Origin of the sequence: Dietzia timorensis (assembly GCF_001659785.1) — a bacterium.
In the GTDB taxonomy this organism is placed as follows: domain Bacteria; phylum Actinomycetota; class Actinomycetes; order Mycobacteriales; family Mycobacteriaceae; genus Dietzia; species Dietzia timorensis.
Genome location: NZ_CP015961.1, coordinates 369296 through 385002 on the forward strand (window position 1 = coordinate 369296; position 15707 = coordinate 385002).

Consider the following 15707-nt stretch of genomic DNA (forward strand, 5'->3'; position numbering starts at 1 on the left):
TCCGCAGGTTGGCCCCTGAAGCATGGCCGTCACCGACACAGCTCGTCTATGCATCTGGCCACCAAGTGTTTGTCCACCACAGCAGCACGTGACCGCTGGTCCAGCGCTTAGTGATCGACGCAGGTCGCAGACACATGGCGTCCAAGCGGGTCGAAACGACGCGTAGCCAGCGCGCGATCACCGCCGGGTGAACTCCAACCCCACGGGTGACGCGCGCCGGACCAAACTAGGCGTGATCGTTGCGAAAGTACTTCGCTCGAGTCTCTGTCGGCAGCACTTCTAGCCGTCCCCTGAAATGAGAGCGTGCCGCCTCGACCTTCTGCTCATGACTTCGTGTGGCGGTCGTCAGCTGACTCTTGGCTCGCTCGATCTTTTCGGGAAGCGTCTTCTTCTCGTCAGCGGCCAGCCGTGCTTGTTTGTTGATCGCTGCCGCCAGCGCGTAGGCGTTCGGACCGGCTTTTGGGTCTTTCGATGCATCAAGGGTGGCGACACCATTTACTGCAGGACCATCAACCACAACGTACGCGTTGCCGGCACCGTTGGTGGATTCGTCGGCTGCCGATGCGGTGACGCCGATGATCGACCCGCTACCTTGCCTGGTGTCGATCCATCGCTGGTAGACCGTCACTCCTCCGCCGGCGGCGACCCGCTGGCCCTTGACGCTGCTCAGTTCGCTGATGGTTCGCTCGATGCTGGCGACTTCTGTCGTCATCAGCCGCGATGCAGCCCGGAACTGCTTGCGTGCAGACCTGGCGGCTGTCACTGCGTGCTGTACCTCGACATCGAGCTTGCCGAACTCCCGCCGGCGGTATTCGAACCAGCCGACGCCGACGATCACGGCCAGCGCGATGATGACCGCTACTGCTATTCCGGTGGCATCCATGTGGTTGGTCCTTCTGCTTGGTCACAATTGTTGTCGGGAACGGCGGATTGACATGAGAGTCTGTCAATCTTTGGATGGGCCTCGAGTCCTTGACCGGGTCGATCAGGGAGCGTCTTGCGAGTAGCGCTCTCGATTTGGTGGCGCAACTCCGTGGCTATGCTCGCGGGAACATCGATGTGAGCCTTGCCGAAGAGTTCGGTCACTCGTCGGTAGGCAGTTGCTCGTTCGTTAGGAGGAGATCGATCGTCGAGCGCCACTTTGATTGCCGATTCAGCGCGTCGCAGCAGAGTTCGTTGCTCAGCCGACAGACCGCTGTCACCCGAGGCTGAAGCAGCTGCGTACGCGGCCCTCCATGCGGTTTCGGCAGCAACGGCCCGATCGGCGAAGTCACGCACGAAACCGAGTTCGTCAGGAACGGTGCCATCTACTCGCAAGGCATCGGCATGGGCGAAAGCAGTGTAGAAAGCTTGCACGAGCGGGTGTGTTCGATCGGCCAGTAGTGGGCGATGGAAGAATGCCGTTGCGTCGGTCTCGTAGGCAGCGAACTCTTCCCGCACCGTGTTCAGTCGGCGAACAGCGTCAATCCATAGCGCAGAGCGTAGTTGAGCATCGTTACCAATGCGCCCGGACGGTGGTGCCGCTGCGACGTCCGCGGCTGGCGGCTGTGGCCGGACTTCGCCACGAGTGTGCGGAGTATGAGAGGCCTGATGAAGGACTGCTCCGGGCGTGACGCACAGGACGCAGAAGCTGTTTCGCGCGCTTGTCACCGACTGAGGGGGAACCAGTTCGTTACCGGTGCTGCCTCGTATGGGACGAGTGATTACGACTGATCCGGATATGGGCCAAGCTTCATACGGTGCAGTGACAAGCATGTCAGCAGCTGCGGAGCGGAGACGACGCAGCCACTCCCGAAAGGCAGGGTCACCGTCCGCGATTATCAGTGGACCTTTGTTGTCGTCAACCCACTCAGCCACAGTGAGACCGGTTCCTGGGATCAGTAGTGTGGCGACGGCTTGACTCAGGTAGTAGCTCGTGGGGGCGTCGCGATCATTGTCGGCGTCATCGGCCGCGTGCATGGGCGAAATTCCTTGCCGGTACTGGGTCTCAGGTTTCGCTGAGTGTATCCGCCTGTCCGGAGAGCTCGTTACGCAGACTGAGGACCCGAGGAGTGGTGTCGGCGAGCATGGTCAGTTAGGTTTTTGCCGCCCGCGGGCGTCGGCAGCGTGGTGCGCTCGAGCACGACTCCAGGCTCAACTAGCCGTTGCCTGTTCCCATGTCGCCTAACAGCAGCACAGCTGCGGATGTCGTTCCGAGACAGGTGGGTGGCGTGCGCGCCGCGAGCTACTACGTACGGCTAGCGAACGGCGGTTGCAACCGGCTCAAGCAGTAGCAGGCACGACCGATCCTCGTAGCGGTCGACTTCGGCCGTTATGTCGAGGTTCGTCCCCACGCCGATCGTGTCCGGTACCGGGCCGACCCAGTGGAGGTCGTTGAGGGTGTTCTCATCACGGAACTGGAAAGCCGGTCCAGTCGCTGACGCAGCGTCGCCCGCGTTGATTAGGATGTCGTACCTAGTCTTCGCGTTCCCGTGCGGTGCCATCGCGGCGATGCTGCCGGGAAACACGATCGTTCGACCACGATGAGCCGCAGCAAACGCTGCGATGTCCGGCGAGCAGTAGTCAGTGAACGCGAGGACAGCCGCGAACTCAGGACTGTTCTCAGGCGTGAGCACCTCGCCATCACGGGTCGATGACCGTGACGCTGCTTCGCCAGTCGCTTCAGCGGACGGTTGCCCGCTCGGCGAAGCTGTCGCTTCACCCGGCGCGGGATTCGCCGGGGCAGTGTTCTTCTCGATGACTAGCCCGACGGTCACAATGATTGCCAGCACGAGCACAACCACGCCGCCACCGATGATCCAAAGCAGCCGACGAGACTTCGGCCGGGGGCGACGGAAGGTGATTTCAACCTGAACCATACCTGGCGACTGCGAGACCAACTCCCAGCCGTCGGCCTCCCACTTCTTTACAATCCGCGACTCCATGCCGCGGACCGCACGGATCGTTTTCGTCTCGTACGTGACTCCGGTGTCCGTTGCCATGCTCACAGCCCCTCAGCTTCATGCCAGGAAGGTGGCCGGCCCGTGCTGAGCCTACTGGCCATCCGAGCCCGTACCCGCCACTGGGACACCCCATATCCCTTTGTCGCCCGCGGGTGATCCTGCGGAGGGTCAGGGCCGAAGGACGGACGAGTGCGGCTAATCTTGTCGAGTTTCGTCAAGAGAGGGCACCCATACGACCACTCCACCGCCTCCCCCACCTGGGTGGTATCCAGATCCATCGGGAGGTTCAGGATCACGGTACTGGGACGGCAAGAAATGGAGGGCACAGGTGGCGCCCGCCCCGCCAGCACCCGACTTGGGTAGTGGAAAGCTAGCCCCGCTGCTGTCTGATACACGGGGTGCTGCGGGTGCTCCGATGTCAACGGCCAGTTTGATGTCCCCGCTGGTGGCCAGGTAAAAGTCCCCACCCTGTGCGGGATGTTTTAGGTGGGTGGTACCTCCGTTCGGTGTGTCATGCGGTAGGAGTCGCCGTCGGTGATGACGATGGTGGCGTGGTGTAGGAGTCGGTCGAGGATGCTGGCGGCGGTGGTGTGTTCGGGCAGGAATCGTCCCCATTGTTCGAAGGGCCAGTGGCTGGCGATCGCGAGAGATCGGCGTTCGTAGGCGCCGGCGACGAGCCGGAACAGCAGTTGGGTGCCGGTGTCGTCGAGCGGGGCGAATCCGATCTCGTCGAGGATGAGCAGATCTTGGCGCAGCAGGGTGTCGATGGTTCTGCCGACGGTGTTGTCGGCCAGCCCGCGATACAGGGTCTCCACGAGGTCGGCGGCGGTGAAGTACCGCACTTTGTGTCCGGCGTGCACTGCGGCGATCCCCAACCCGATCAGGGTGTGACTCTTACCCGTCCCGGCAGGGCCGATCAGGGCGACATTATGTTGCGCCCGAACCCATTCCAGTGAAGACAGGTATTCGAAGGTATTGGCCGGAATAGAGGATGCGGCCACGTCGAACGATTCCAAGGTTTTGGTGACCGGGAACCCGGCAGCTTTGAGTCGGTTGCGGATGTTGGAGGCATCACGAGCGGCGATCTCGGTTTCCACCAGGGTTCGCAGTACTTCTTCGGGTGTCCACCGCTGGGTTTTCGCGGTGAGCAGGACCTCGGGTGCGCTGCGGCGGATCGAGGCCAGTTTCAATCGGCGTAGCGCGTGATCGAGGTCGGCCGGTAGCGGCGGCACTGTCTGAGGTGCAACGGGTGTCGATGTTGTGGTGGTCATGACACCTCCTTGTCGCCGGCGCCCAGCTTGTAGGCATCCAGCGAGCGGGTGGGCGCGGTAGGCAGGTGACCCAACAGTGCTGTGCCGGCCGGTCGCGGGTTGGGGGTGCCGGCTCCGGCATCGAGGATCGAGCGCACATCGGCGGCCTTGAACCTCCGGAACGCCACCGCCCTGGTCAGAGCGGTGAGCACCTGTTCGCGGCCGTGGGAGGTGACGAGCCCGAGGATGTCATCGAGTTCACCGCCCAGGCGGGTGTTCCCGATGGCCGCGGCACCGACCAGGAACTGCTCAGCAACCTCACCGAGATCGCAGAACTGTTTCTCTACCGCAGTTTTGGGCCGTGGTGCACGACTGGGCGGGGTGCGTGGCCCCCCGTAGTGATCATCGTTGAGGACGACCTCACCAGGTGCGGCCAACAGATGATCGGCGACCACCTCACCGGAGGCAGGTTCGGCGATCAGGAGCCGCTCACCGTCCTGGATGAGGGTCACGGTGGTGCCGATGAGCCGGTTGGGTACCGAGTAGCGGGCCGAGGCGTACCGGATACACGAGAGGCGATCGACCTTACGGGTGACCGGCGGTGGACCGACCTGGGCCCGCAGAGACGGCAACGGGCTCAATGTGTCTCGTTCGATCGTGAGTTGGTCAGCAGGCACGCACAGTGTGTCGCTGTGACGGCGGGTGTTGACCTCGACACACCAGTCCCGCGCGGCCCGGTTCGCTGCGTGCACATCCAGCTGCACGTCGTCACGACCAGCAGCGATCTTGGCTTCGGTCCACAACGGCTGCGCCAGATCCGACTGCGCGTACCCGCAGAGGTTCTCCACGATCCCTTTCGATTCCGGATCGGCGCCGTGACAGAAGTCCGGGGAAAACCCGTAGTGGGTGGCAAACCGCACATACGTGGGGGTGGGTACGACGACGTTGGCGACGACTCCACCTTTGAGGCAGCCCATCCGATCAGCGAGTACCTTGTTGGGTACTCCACCGATCTCTTCCAACGCCTCGGCGATGAATCCGAGTGTGGTGGTCGCTGTTTCGTTGGTGGCGAACCGAACGAAACGCCACCGCGAGAACGCCACCACCGCGCAGAACATGTGTAGCCCGCCGATTACGGCCCAATCGATGACCAGGTAGTCACCCGGCGCCCACACTGCCGGGCGGCGGCCACGATGATGGTCACGGCGCCACTGTGTTTTCTCCTGGGCGACGAGACGACGGAAGTTGCGGGCCGAGCCCTCATAGCCCGCGGCACGTGCTACCGGCAGCAGTCGCTTGGCGGTGATCCGGCCGTGTGACCGCTCGACTCGCTCAGCGACCAACTCGGCGACCGCATCGTAGTTGCGGGCCCGTTCCTTGCGGTCGGGTGGTTGATCGTCGGCCTCGAACCGGTCGACCACACGCTTGACGGTCTTGTGGGTGGTGCCGCACACCTCGGCGGCGGCGCGATAGCTTCCGAGTTCTCGGTAAGCAGAAATGATGTCCATACGGTCCTTCGCAGACTTCAATGGAACTCCCAGGCGGTGATGGTGATCGGTTGGCACCTTCACCGTCATCGCCTGGGCCCTCAGTTCCGGGTCGACACGACGAACACAGGGTGGGGACTTTTATCTGGCCACCAGCGGGGACCTCGACCTGGCCACCAGTGGGGACTTTCTCATGGCCATGGACACATGGCTGATCGGATCGGGACGTTGCTGAATCGTTCGGGTGGCGAGGAGGTGCTCATCGTCAGCCGCGGGAAGGTGCGGACTCGGTTCCGTCGTCGGGATGAGTTGGGTTGGAACTTTCGGGTGGAGTCGACGGACTCGGAGAACGTCATCGAGGTAACGCCAAAGCCGAAGCCAGATCCGAAGCCGGCTCGCCGATCTTCGCATGCGCGTGGGCAGCGGGTGGCGTACGTGCGGGTGTCAGCCGCGGATCAGAACGAGGCGCGTCAGCTCGAGGCGGTGGGGGAGTGCGACCGGGTCTATATCGAGAAACAGTCGGCACGCTCGCGCGCTGATCGCGTAAAGCTCGAAGAGTGCATCAGGTATCTGCGGGACGGTGATGAGCTGGTTGTCGCGTCGATGGACCGACTCGCTCGTTCCCTGGTTGATCTCAAGCAGATCGTCGGCGAGGTCACCGCGAGGGGTGCGAGTGTGCGGTTCGTCCACGAGCGGGCCACCTACGCTGCTGGTGCCCAGGATCCTCGAGCCGACCTGATGCTCTCGCTGCTCGGGGCGTTCGCAGAGTTCGAGCGGGCCATCATTCGCGAACGCCAGGCCGAGGGTATCGCCATCGCCAAGGCGAAGGGCAAGTACAAGGGACGCAAACGCGTCCTGACTGAGGAGCAGATCGACAAGGCCCTTGCCCGTATCGAGGCGGGGGAGGGGCCGTCAGCTATCGCCCGGGATCTCGGGGTGGGTCGATCCACGCTCTACCGCGCACTCCAGCGAGTAAGGAAGTAGGCGCCGCCGACACGTCGCGTTAGCCCGCCCACTGCGCGACGAAGCTGGTGCGACACCCTTACAGGACACCGAAGTCGTAGCCCTTGCGTCGAGATGCCGCGTTCGGAGATCCCCGCTACGGCATGGACGACGAGGGTTCGAGCACGCGTCAGTGAGTCCCGGTTGGAATGAGCTCCACCGTCTCGTTCGGCGCGACCTAGTGCGCGCCCGGGTGACCACCACTCGCCAGTGAGACCGCCGCGAAACGTCCGTAGACCACCGCCACCGCCACTTACCGGCGAAAGTCACAATCACAACCCTGCATAGCCACAGGATTTCACGCCAGCCACCACACCGGGCTCCTGCCACGAGGATTGTGCAGCAGTCTCCTAGTAAGCGGGGTGGTCCAGCTCGTCGAGCACGCGCTGGGCGATGCGGTAGGCCGCGTTGGCATCGGGCACGCCGCAGTAGATCGCCGTCTGGAGCAGCAACTCTTTGATCTCGTCGTTGGTCAGCCCATTGGTACGCGCGGCCCGCACGTGCATGGCCAGCTCCTCGTGATGGCCGCGGGCCACCAGGGCGGTCAGCGTGATGAGTGAGCGGCTGCGCCGGTCAAGACCCGGACGCGTCCACACCGACCCCCAGGCGTACTGGGTGATGAAATCCTGGAAGTCGGCGGTCAGATCGGTGATCGCCGCGGTCGCGCGGTCGACATGGGCGTCGCCCAGGACCGCCCGGCGCACCGCCATGCCGGCGTCGCGCACCCCGGCGACGGTCGTGGGAGCGGCAACCGCCTGCCCCGCGTTCGCGTGATCGCGGATGAGTTGGGCGACCTCGGACGGTTGCTCGGCCGGGGGCAGGTGCGCGACGCCGTCGAGGACGACGAGCCGCCCGTTCCGGACTCCAGAGGCGATAGCCGCGAGATCGGCCGGCGGAGTGGGGACGTCGAGCAGACCCGACACCGCCAGCACTCGCGGTTCGATCTCGCCGAGGCGGTCACGGACGTCGAAGCCCGCCAGCGCCTCGCACACCAGCGCATAGCCCTCGTCGTCGGCGTCCCGCAGGTCGTGCAGCAGGGCTGCGCCGATCTCCGGCTCCCGCTCCAGGAATCCGGGTGCGAACCAGCGCTGGGCCGACCCTTCGATCATCGACGGGGTGCCCGACGCGCGCACGGACGTGGCCCGTGTCCGCCAGGCATCCGGCTCGCCGATCCGTGCGCCCGTCGACAGCAGGACAGCGGAGTCGATGCGCGCGGGTGCGTCCAGCAGCAGCTGCAGCCCGACGGCGCCTCCCACCGAGTCGCCCGCGTAGGTGAAAGTGCTGGCGAACGTGTCGCGCTGGGCCACCACGTCGTCGACCATCCCGAGGACACCGGCGGCCAGCTCGGCCATCGTGAACGGCTCGGCGGAGCCGGCGTTGGACCCGTGCCCGGGCAGGTCCCAGGCGAGAACCTCGAATCGATCGGTGAGTCCGGCGGCGCAGCGCGCCCACAGTGACTGAGCGGACGTGCCCAGCGAGGGCCCCAGCACGAGAAGGGGGAGGGCCGGCGATCCGCCGAGCCGGACGGCCGTGATGCGAGGGATGTTCACTCGTTCTCCTCCAAGAAGGTCCGGGCCCGCTCGACGGCGCCCGCGATGAGGTCCTCGGAGAATCCGAGGTACGTGGTCGGATCGGCGCTGGCGGTGGCGTCCAGCAGCCCGGCGATCGAGCGGCGTTCCGCCAGCACGCTCTCGGCCGACGTGTCGAGCGTCGTGCGCATTCGCTCGGCGTCCACGTGCAGACCCGTCAGCAGCTCGGTGGTCTGGGATGCGGCCACGACGGCGCGTCGGCCGAGCAGGTGCAGGGTCGACCACTCGACGTGCCACGCCCCGTCCGGACGTTGGTCGCCGGAGGCGGCCGACGCGACGTGCAGCGTGGCGGCAAGACCGGGGGCTCCCAGGGCCGCGCGACGCACCAACACGGATAGGACCGGGTTGTTCTTGTGCGGCATCGTCGACGAGCCGCCGCGACCCTCAGCCGTCGGCTCGGCCAGCTCGCCGATCTCCGTCCGTGCCAGGGTCGCGACATCGGTCGAGATGTGTCCCCACGCGTCCGTGCACGTCACCAACGCGTCGGACGTCCGGGTGACCGTCGCCCGCGAGGTGTGCCACGGGCGCAGCTCGCGCAGCCCGAGGGCCACGGCGGTGTCGGCGACCAGGTCAGCGCTCGTCCCCTGGGGATCGTCGTGCCCCCGCAGGCCCGCCAGCTCGGTGGCCGCCGAGAACGTCCCGACCGCCCCGCCGAGCTGCACCGGCAGGAGGGAGCGGGCGTCGAGGACCAGATCGGCGGCGTCGACCAGGCCGTCGAGCCAGCCCGCGGCGACCGCACCGAATGTCGTGGGGACGGCGTGCTGGGTCAGGGTGCGGCCGACCATCGGCGTGTCGGCGTGCTGCGCGGCGAGACGGGCGAGAGCGGTCACCTGGGCGCGCAGCTCGCCGATCAGCCGTTCGAGCGCATCGCGCAGCGCGAGCATGAGGGCGGTGTCGAGGACATCCTGGCTGGTGAGCCCGCGGTGAAGCCAGGTGGCGGCGGGCTGCGGCGCTCGCGAGCGGAGCAGCCCGACGAGCGGGACGACGGGGTTGCCGCTGCCCTCGGCTGCCGCCGCGATGTGCGGCAGATCGTCGGCGGTGACGAGCGGGGCGAGGTCGGTGGCGGCGGCGGACGGCGCGAGCCCGGAGGCCACGAGAGCGTCCAGCCACGCGGACTCCACCCTGACCATGGCGGCGAGCAACGCCTCAGCACTCATCAGGTCGCCGGCGCGCTCGTCGCCGGGCCAGAACAGGTCGGTCATGGCGTTCAGTGTGCCGCCCCGTGGCCCGGGAACGTCAGGAAGACGGTCTCGCCCTGGCCCTGCAGACGGATGTCGAACGCATGTCCCTGCGCATCGGCCTCCGCGACCAGCGTCGCGCGACGGTCCGGCTCGAGGCTGCTGAGAAGGGGGTCCGCAGCGAGGGCGGCCTCGTGTCCCGGCAGATATGCGCGTGTGAAGAGCCGATCGAGCAGGCCACGCGCGAACACCGTGAGCGCGAAGAACGGTGCGCCCCCGTCGACCCCACCCGGCGCGATCGTCGAGAACGAGTAGTGGCCGGCGTTGTCGGTCGACGACCGGCCCCAGCCCGTGAACGTCCAACCGTCGCGGCGCAACGAGCCCGGCTGCTGGACGATCGCGCCGGACGCGTCCGCCTGCCAGAGCTCGACCAGCGCGTCGGGGACCGGCGCACCAGAACCGTCGAGCACGCGGCCGTGGAACCGGATCGCACCCGGGCTGCTCGCAGGCACCAGTTCGGAGTCGCCGTCATAGGGGAGTGCGTAGTGGAAGAACGGGCCCACCGTCTGGCCGGGCGTGGGGTGCAGGCGGGGGCTCATGCGTGGTCCTTGTCGTCGTTGTTCTCGGTCCAGGTGCGGTGGGCGCCGGTGAGCACGATGTCCCACCGGTAGCCGGTCGACCACTCGGGTCGCGTCAGGTCATGGTCGTAGCGGGCGACGAGGCGGTCACGGGAGCCCTGGTCGGTGATCGACTGGTAGATCGGGTCCAGCGCGAACAGGGGATCGCCCGGGAAGTACATCTGCGTGACGATGCGCTGGGTGAACTCGGTGCCAAACAGGGAGAAGTGCACGTGGGCGGGACGCCACGCATTGCGGTGGTTCCGCCACGGGTACGGACCCGGTTTGATCGTCTGGAATGAGTAGCTACCGTCCGCACCGGTCAGGCACCGCCCGGCGCCGGTGAAGTTCGGGTCGAGCGGCGCAGGGTGCTGATCACGCTGGTGGATGTAGCGTCCTCCGGCGTTGGCCTGCCAGATCTCGACCAGCTGGCCCGCGACCGGGCGTCCGTCGCCGTCCACGACCCGGCCGGAGATCGTGATGCGCTCGCCGATCGGCTCGCCCGAGCGCTGAATCGTCAGATCGGCCTCGAGTGGATCGACGTCCCGGTGGCTGAAGCACGGAGACCACAACTCGACGCCTTCCGGATCGACCTGGTGCAGATCCTTGGTCGGATGCCGCAGGAGGCTGCTGCGGTACGGGGAGTAGTCGAGGCGGGGCCGGATAGCGGACGGGTCGGTGCCGGCGGACAGGTCGGCGATCTCGGCGCTGATCTCGGCTTGGGTCGATAGGTCAGGAGTGCTCACCAGCCCGACGGTAGGTGGCCGGGGCGTACGCTTCGAGCTATATCGTTCACTGAGTGAAAGGGGGGCGACGATGGCCGGCAACACCTCCGACCCGGGAGCCAGTGTCGCCTCGCGCCTGCTGACCGTTCTCGGCGCCTTTGACGATGAGCACCGGGCGATGACGCTGAGCCAGATTGCGCGTCGGGCGGGTCTACCGCTGCCGACCACTCACCGATTGGTGGCCGAACTGGCCACCTGGGGCGGCTTGGTGCGGCGGCCGACCGGCGAGTACGTGGTGGGTCGCCGGATCTGGGAGCTCGCACTACTGGCGCCGACCCAGACCGGCCTGCGCCAGATCGCTGAGCCGTTCCTCCACGACGTGTACGGCGCGACGCTGGCCACCGTGCACCTCGCGGTGCGCGAGGGCGCCGAGGTGTTGTACCTCGACCGGCTGTCCGGCACGGCGTCCGTCCCGATCGTCAGCACCGTCGGCTCCCGACTGCCGCTGCACTGCACGGCGGTTGGGAAGGTGCTGCTCGCGCACGCGCCCGACGACGTGCTCGCCGAGACGCTCGGCTCGTTGACCCGGATGACGCCGTTCACGGTGACCCAGCCCGGGCTCCTGCGCCAGCAGCTGGCTCGGGTGCGGCGCCATGGGTATGCGACAACGGTCGAGGAGATGTCCCTCGGGGCGTGCTCGGTGGCCGTCCCCGTGCTTCGAGACACCGCGGTCGTCGCATCCCTGGGTCTTGTGGTTCCCCGCTTGACGAGGGACAGGACCCGCCTCGTCGGAGTCCTCCAGGCCGCGGCGTTCGGTATCGGCCGGGAACTGGCGTCAGGCGGGTGATGGGAAGGAGATCTGACGCGGGCTAGAGGGAGACAGGGGCCGACGCTGATCCATCTAGACCGATGTCCGGCGAAGTCGTACTTGAGGCATGAGAATCCAAAAAATCGAACCCCACGGAATCCGGGGCACACCAATGTGCCCATCAAACCCGGGGCACACCAATGTGCCCATCAAACCCGGGGCACTTCAGAAGCGGTATTGCTCGCACCACAGCCTTGACCTGGAAGGGCAGGAATGCCAGCCATGAACTTTTTACCGCCCTGCCCACGGGTGCGTAAGCGCAGCGTGCCGGAGATGGATGCGGCATCGGATGCCCCGGTGGCAGGTCACAGCGCGTGAGACATCCGGGCCGTGGATTCGCCGCTTTGGCTGTGGCCGTACTGGTGACTGTCTTAACAAACATGCCGGTGTTTCTCCTTGGGGCGCTGGCCACGGAGATCACCGCAACAATCCGCGTCCCGGCCTACGGGATCGGCCTGGCGGTAGGGGTCTACTGGGCTGCGGCCGCCCTCACCTCCGCGTGCACCGGTGTGATTGGTCGTGTGCTCAGCGAGAAAGGCATGGGCATCGCCGCCTTGCTTCTGGCGGTCGTGAGCCTGACCGGCAGCGCGTCCTGGATCTCTGCGTGGCCGTGGCTAATTGTATGGGCATCCCTGGGGGGACTCGGGAACGGTCTCGGGCACCCTTCCTCCAACCACTTGCTCGTCACGCACATCCCAGCCGCCTCGTGCGGGCTGGCCTTCGGGGTGAAACAGGCCGCGGTCCCTGTGACGGGGTTGGTCGCCGGCGTTTCGATCCCGTTGGTTGCGTTGACTCTGGGATGGTCCATGGCCTTCCTGCTGATGGCTGTACTGGGCATGCTCGTACTGGTCCCCGTGGCCCGGACCCGGACCATGCCGGTCGTTATGGGTACGACCCGGCCGGCGGGGCAATGGGATACCCAGATGCGTTCGGCGTTGGTGCTGATGGCCGCGATGACGATGTTCGCGGGCGGTGCCGTTACGTCCGCCGTGGCCTTTGCCGTGATCGGCGCGCTGGAGCGGGGGATTGCAGTCGGCCCGGCTGGTGTGATTCTGGCCGTCGGCAGCGCCTTAGGAGCCGCGACCCGTATCGTCATTGGCGGAGTCGTCGATCGAGGCGGCGTGTCAGCACTTTCTCTGATCCAGACAGCACTCATCGTCTGCGCCGTCGGGCTTTCACTCATGGCGATCCCCACCACCTGGAGCTACGTGGTAGGTGTCCTGCTAGCGGTGGGCCTGGGGTGGGGGTGGCCAGGTCTGGTGCACTTCCTCATCTCGCACATGGCGCCTGGGGCCACCGCAGCGGCCACCGGCATTGTCCAGACCGGCACGTACATCGGCAATACCATCGGCCCCGTGCTCACCGGGGTGGCCCTTAGCCCCGCTGATTCACGGGCCGGTGTGACTGCTGCTGTCGGGTGACGGCGGGATCGATTTCGTGGGTGGGCGTGCGTGTGTGCCGGCTGGCGCTGCCGGTGGGCGGGTCCCCGGGTGGTGATGTCGTGGGCGGGCATGTGAGGTCAGGCTGGTTTGGGGATCGCGGCGATCGTGTTGAACACAGCGACGATCGCGACGGCCCAGGGCCATGTTTCCGGGATCTTCACTTTTCGCCGTCGGCCGCTGCGGACCAGCCGGGCTGCCACGTGAAGGAAGCGGTAGCGCAGTGCCTTGGGCTCGCACAACGCCAGGACTGCGGCCTCGCCGGTGCAAGCGAGCATCCGCGTCCAGGCAACGAGGTCCGCTGCGATCATCACCGCGACGAGCCAGGCCTGGTTGAGCGCGAACCCCCGCGAAGGTAGCCGCCCGAGCCCGGTGTCCTTGGCGTGGCGTATCCGGTCCTCGACCCGGGCGTGAGCCCGATGCCTGGCCTCGAGGAATTGCAGCTGACCCGTGGCGGTGGTGTTGGTGACAAAAGCCTGGTAGCGCCATCCATCGATCTCCTCGAACATCGACAACTGAGCACCCGGATGGGGCCGCTCGCGGCGCACGATCACCCGCATCCCGTCTGGCCACTTGGCGAGCATCCGTTGGGAGAGGAATCCGGTCAGCTCCGCGATGTCGGCCCCGTCACGAATGTCCCCGTTGGGGTTGAGCGCTGGTCCCCACGCGGCTTCGGGGCAGGTCGCGATGGCCCGGCGAATCGGGGCAGTGATGGAGAAGCCGACCGAGTACTCCACCTGTCGACCACGGACGCGGTTCTGCTCGGTGATCCAGTCGATCAGGTCGTGGGAGGCGCCGGCACCGTCGGAGCGGATCAGCAGATCACGCCGATGACTGGCGGGGATCTGCGCGATTGCCTGGCCCAGGACGTCGATGTGGTCGGCGGCGGTGTTGGACCCGGCGTTGCCTGGGCGCAAGCTCGCGGCGAGGAACTCTTCTGTGTTGTCGCACCACACGCCGATCGGGTGGTACCCGAACGTGCGCTTATACGTCGGCGCAGCAAGCTCCTTCTCGCTGTGAGTGACCACAATGGTGGCGTCCACATCGAGCACGACCGTCGATCCCAGATCCCGCCCCGCACACGCCGATGCGGGCACTCCGCCGGGCAGGTGGGACCACACGTGCCGCCGCGTGCGAGCCCGCGCCACCTGGATCTTCTTGCGCTTGCCGGCAGTGACCTCATCGAGCGTGCGCCACACCGTCGGCGCCGACGCCACTGGGCCCAGGGCGCCGGACTGGTGGCGCAGGACGCCGATGTCGGAGATGGACTCGCCGCCATCGGCGAGCATCACCGCGGTATCGATCAACACCCGGCCGCGATCGTGGATCGGGATGAACCGGCGGCGAGCCATGGCCCCTGACAGCTCGGCGGTCAGACCGACCTGATCAGCCAGAAGTCGAGGCACGATAGCCCCGGCATGCGAGACCACCCCGACACCATCTGCAGTAACGGACAGACCGGCCGACCACGAAGTACGCTTCACCTACCGAGTGCTTTCTGCTGGAGAACATGGAACCTTAGACAAGTCCCAGTTTCCCCTGTTCAGGAAGCACTTCGGTCTATTTTCGCCCAGCGATCCGCAGATTCCCATGAATCACCCGGGTTAGCCTCGGTAACTCGACACTGACCTGGGCGATGCTCGTCACTATGGCAACCGTCGCCGTGGTCATTTCCTTCTTCTTCGGGCTCCGACTGCGGAGAATCGACTCTCTGGAATCGCCGCTGGCCTGAGGTGGTCCTGTCCACAGCACCACCGTCACCGGCCGTCGAGATCCTTAAACGAGCAAGTTCTGGATTTCTTTGGCGACTGTCTGGAGCATAGCTCCGAGTTCTGTGCGGAGTTGTTCAGTCATGCGGTGAGCGGGCACGGATACATTGATCCCGTAGTATCCTCCGCTCGGGCTGGTGATGGGAACAGCGACTGACATGACGCCGTCTTCGCTTTCTTCCTGGCTCGTTGAGTACCCGGTTTGCCGAATCGTTTCGAGGGCACGCTCCAGATCGGAACGGGAAATGATAGATCCCTTGGTGAGACCCGGGAGCTCCTCATACGGGTACAGGGCATGCAGTTGTTCCGTGGTGAGTAGGCTCAGCATTGCTTTGCCCGTTGCAGTGCAGTTGGCAGGAAGCATCGCACCTTGACGTGAGGCAACGCGGACGGCACGTTGGCTTTCGATGGCCTCCAGAAAGTGTGCGTTCGAGCCTTTGAGCTCGGCAAAGTGCACCGTCTCTCCGGTTGCCTCGAATACCCTTTCCATTGCTGGACGAATTAGCGTTCCGATGTCGACGTGGCGCCGTATGGCGAAGGCGATGGAGCTGAGTGCTTGTCCGGGTTCGTACGCTTTGGTCTGAGGGTTCTGCCGTACGAAACCTCGGTAGAGGAGCATCCCCATGAGGCGATGGGCCGTAGATGACGCCACTCCGAGGTACTTGCTGGCATCGGTGAGCCGGATGCTCGGCCGAGTCTCGAAGAGCAGCAACAATCGGAGTGCGTTGTCGACGGATTCGATGGGGTACTGCGGAGGAGGGCCGTATCTGGAGTCGTCCTCCGCCCGTGATGCGGACATGAGCTTCATGTTACTGACCGGGGGTTCAGTCTCTGTCCGGCT

The 15707-nt window shown here is 65.8% G+C and carries 14 protein-coding genes and 1 pseudogene; 4 read left to right on the plus strand and 11 right to left on the minus strand.

Annotated elements, in window-relative coordinates; genetic code table 11:
* Window positions 1-226: 226 nt before the first annotated feature.
* The 3 genes from BJL86_RS01665 to BJL86_RS01675 form a co-directional block, all read right to left on the minus strand.
* Window positions 227-883: a hypothetical protein gene (locus BJL86_RS01665; RefSeq protein WP_006898340.1), complete on the minus strand. Its 657-nt coding sequence runs from the start codon at window positions 881-883 to the stop codon at window positions 227-229.
* Entirely contained in the window at window positions 865-1440 is a 576-nt protein-coding gene (locus BJL86_RS16940) for a hypothetical protein (RefSeq protein ID WP_156896118.1), read from the minus strand. The genes BJL86_RS01665 and BJL86_RS16940 overlap by 19 nt, the downstream gene beginning before the upstream one ends.
* A 797-nt stretch (window positions 1441-2237) precedes the next feature.
* A complete protein-coding gene (locus tag BJL86_RS01675) occupies window positions 2238-2981 on the minus strand; it encodes a DUF4839 domain-containing protein (protein WP_075844772.1) in 744 nt (247 codons plus the stop codon).
* Window positions 2982-3210: 229 nt separating this feature from the next.
* Between BJL86_RS01675 and BJL86_RS17800 the strand changes: the two are divergent.
* Window positions 3211-3399: pseudogene (locus BJL86_RS17800) on the plus strand (DUF2510 domain-containing protein); the annotation flags it as partial.
* A 25-nt stretch (window positions 3400-3424) separates the two neighbouring features.
* On the opposite strand, the gene istB reads toward BJL86_RS17800, so the two are convergent.
* Together istB and istA are read right to left on the minus strand one after the other, a co-directional pair.
* Entirely contained in the window at window positions 3425-4213 is a 789-nt protein-coding gene (istB, locus tag BJL86_RS01685) for an IS21-like element helper ATPase IstB (RefSeq protein ID WP_062394395.1), read from the minus strand.
* A complete protein-coding gene (gene istA, locus BJL86_RS01690; RefSeq protein WP_075845131.1) occupies window positions 4210-5721 on the minus strand; it encodes an IS21 family transposase in 1512 nt (503 codons plus the stop codon). Before istA ends, istB begins: the two co-directional genes overlap by 4 nt.
* A 165-nt stretch (window positions 5722-5886) precedes the next feature.
* Here istA and BJL86_RS01695 point away from each other — a divergent pair, with 165 nt between their 5' ends.
* The gene (locus tag BJL86_RS01695) at window positions 5887-6663 is read left to right on the plus strand and encodes a recombinase family protein (RefSeq protein WP_006898352.1); all 777 of its coding nucleotides are present in this window, start codon (window positions 5887-5889) and stop codon (window positions 6661-6663) included.
* A 368-nt stretch (window positions 6664-7031) separates the two neighbouring features.
* Here BJL86_RS01695 and pcaDC read toward each other — a convergent pair whose 3' ends face one another.
* The 4 genes from pcaDC to pcaH are packed head-to-tail and all read right to left on the minus strand — an operon-like array spanning window position 7032 to window position 10811.
* The gene (pcaDC, locus tag BJL86_RS01700; protein WP_006898353.1) at window positions 7032-8231 is read right to left on the minus strand and encodes a bifunctional 3-oxoadipate enol-lactonase/4-carboxymuconolactone decarboxylase PcaDC; all 1200 of its coding nucleotides are present in this window, start codon (window positions 8229-8231) and stop codon (window positions 7032-7034) included.
* Complete coding sequence (locus tag BJL86_RS01705) at window positions 8228-9472, minus strand: lyase family protein (RefSeq protein ID WP_039868240.1); 1245 nt, start codon at window positions 9470-9472, stop codon at window positions 8228-8230. The genes pcaDC and BJL86_RS01705 overlap by 4 nt, the downstream gene beginning before the upstream one ends.
* Before the next feature lie 5 nt (window positions 9473-9477).
* Window positions 9478-10047, minus strand: a complete 570-nt coding sequence (pcaG, locus tag BJL86_RS01710; protein ID WP_006898355.1) for a protocatechuate 3,4-dioxygenase subunit alpha — start codon at window positions 10045-10047, stop codon at window positions 9478-9480.
* The gene (gene pcaH, locus BJL86_RS01715; protein WP_006898356.1) at window positions 10044-10811 is read right to left on the minus strand and encodes a protocatechuate 3,4-dioxygenase subunit beta; all 768 of its coding nucleotides are present in this window, start codon (window positions 10809-10811) and stop codon (window positions 10044-10046) included. Before pcaH ends, pcaG begins: the two co-directional genes overlap by 4 nt.
* 70 nt (window positions 10812-10881) lie before the next feature.
* On the opposite strand from pcaH, the gene BJL86_RS01720 reads away from it, so the two are divergent.
* Window positions 10882-11637, plus strand: coding sequence for an IclR family transcriptional regulator (locus tag BJL86_RS01720; RefSeq protein ID WP_006898357.1), 756 nt, complete (start codon window positions 10882-10884; stop codon window positions 11635-11637).
* Between the two features lie 383 nt (window positions 11638-12020).
* A complete protein-coding gene (locus tag BJL86_RS01725) occupies window positions 12021-13079 on the plus strand; it encodes an MFS transporter (protein WP_327037082.1) in 1059 nt (352 codons plus the stop codon).
* A 98-nt stretch (window positions 13080-13177) separates the two neighbouring features.
* On the opposite strand, the gene BJL86_RS01730 is transcribed toward BJL86_RS01725, so the two are convergent.
* Together BJL86_RS01730 and BJL86_RS01735 are read right to left on the minus strand one after the other, a co-directional pair.
* Complete coding sequence (locus BJL86_RS01730) at window positions 13178-14581, minus strand: IS1380 family transposase (protein WP_006897051.1); 1404 nt, start codon at window positions 14579-14581, stop codon at window positions 13178-13180.
* 292 nt (window positions 14582-14873) lie between these two features.
* Window positions 14874-15674: an IclR family transcriptional regulator gene (locus tag BJL86_RS01735; protein ID WP_006897052.1), complete on the minus strand. Its 801-nt coding sequence runs from the start codon at window positions 15672-15674 to the stop codon at window positions 14874-14876.
* Window positions 15675-15707: the final 33 nt, after the last annotated feature.

Coding starts and splice junctions, on each gene's coding strand:
- BJL86_RS01665 (WP_006898340.1), bottom strand. CDS start 883: ATGGATGCCACCGGAATAGCAGTAGCGGTCATCATCGCGCTGGCCGTG.
- BJL86_RS01675 (WP_075844772.1), bottom strand. CDS start 2,981: ATGGCAACGGACACCGGAGTCACGTACGAGACGAAAACGATCCGTGCG.
- istB (WP_062394395.1), bottom strand. CDS start 4,213: ATGACCACCACAACATCGACACCCGTTGCACCTCAGACAGTGCCGCCG.
- BJL86_RS01695 (WP_006898352.1), top strand. CDS start 5,887: ATGGCTGATCGGATCGGGACGTTGCTGAATCGTTCGGGTGGCGAGGAG.
- BJL86_RS01705 (WP_039868240.1), bottom strand. CDS start 9,472: ATGACCGACCTGTTCTGGCCCGGCGACGAGCGCGCCGGCGACCTGATG.
- pcaG (WP_006898355.1), bottom strand. CDS start 10,047: ATGAGCCCCCGCCTGCACCCCACGCCCGGCCAGACGGTGGGCCCGTTC.
- BJL86_RS01720 (WP_006898357.1), top strand. CDS start 10,882: ATGGCCGGCAACACCTCCGACCCGGGAGCCAGTGTCGCCTCGCGCCTG.
- BJL86_RS01735 (WP_006897052.1), bottom strand. CDS start 15,674: ATGAAGCTCATGTCCGCATCACGGGCGGAGGACGACTCCAGATACGGC.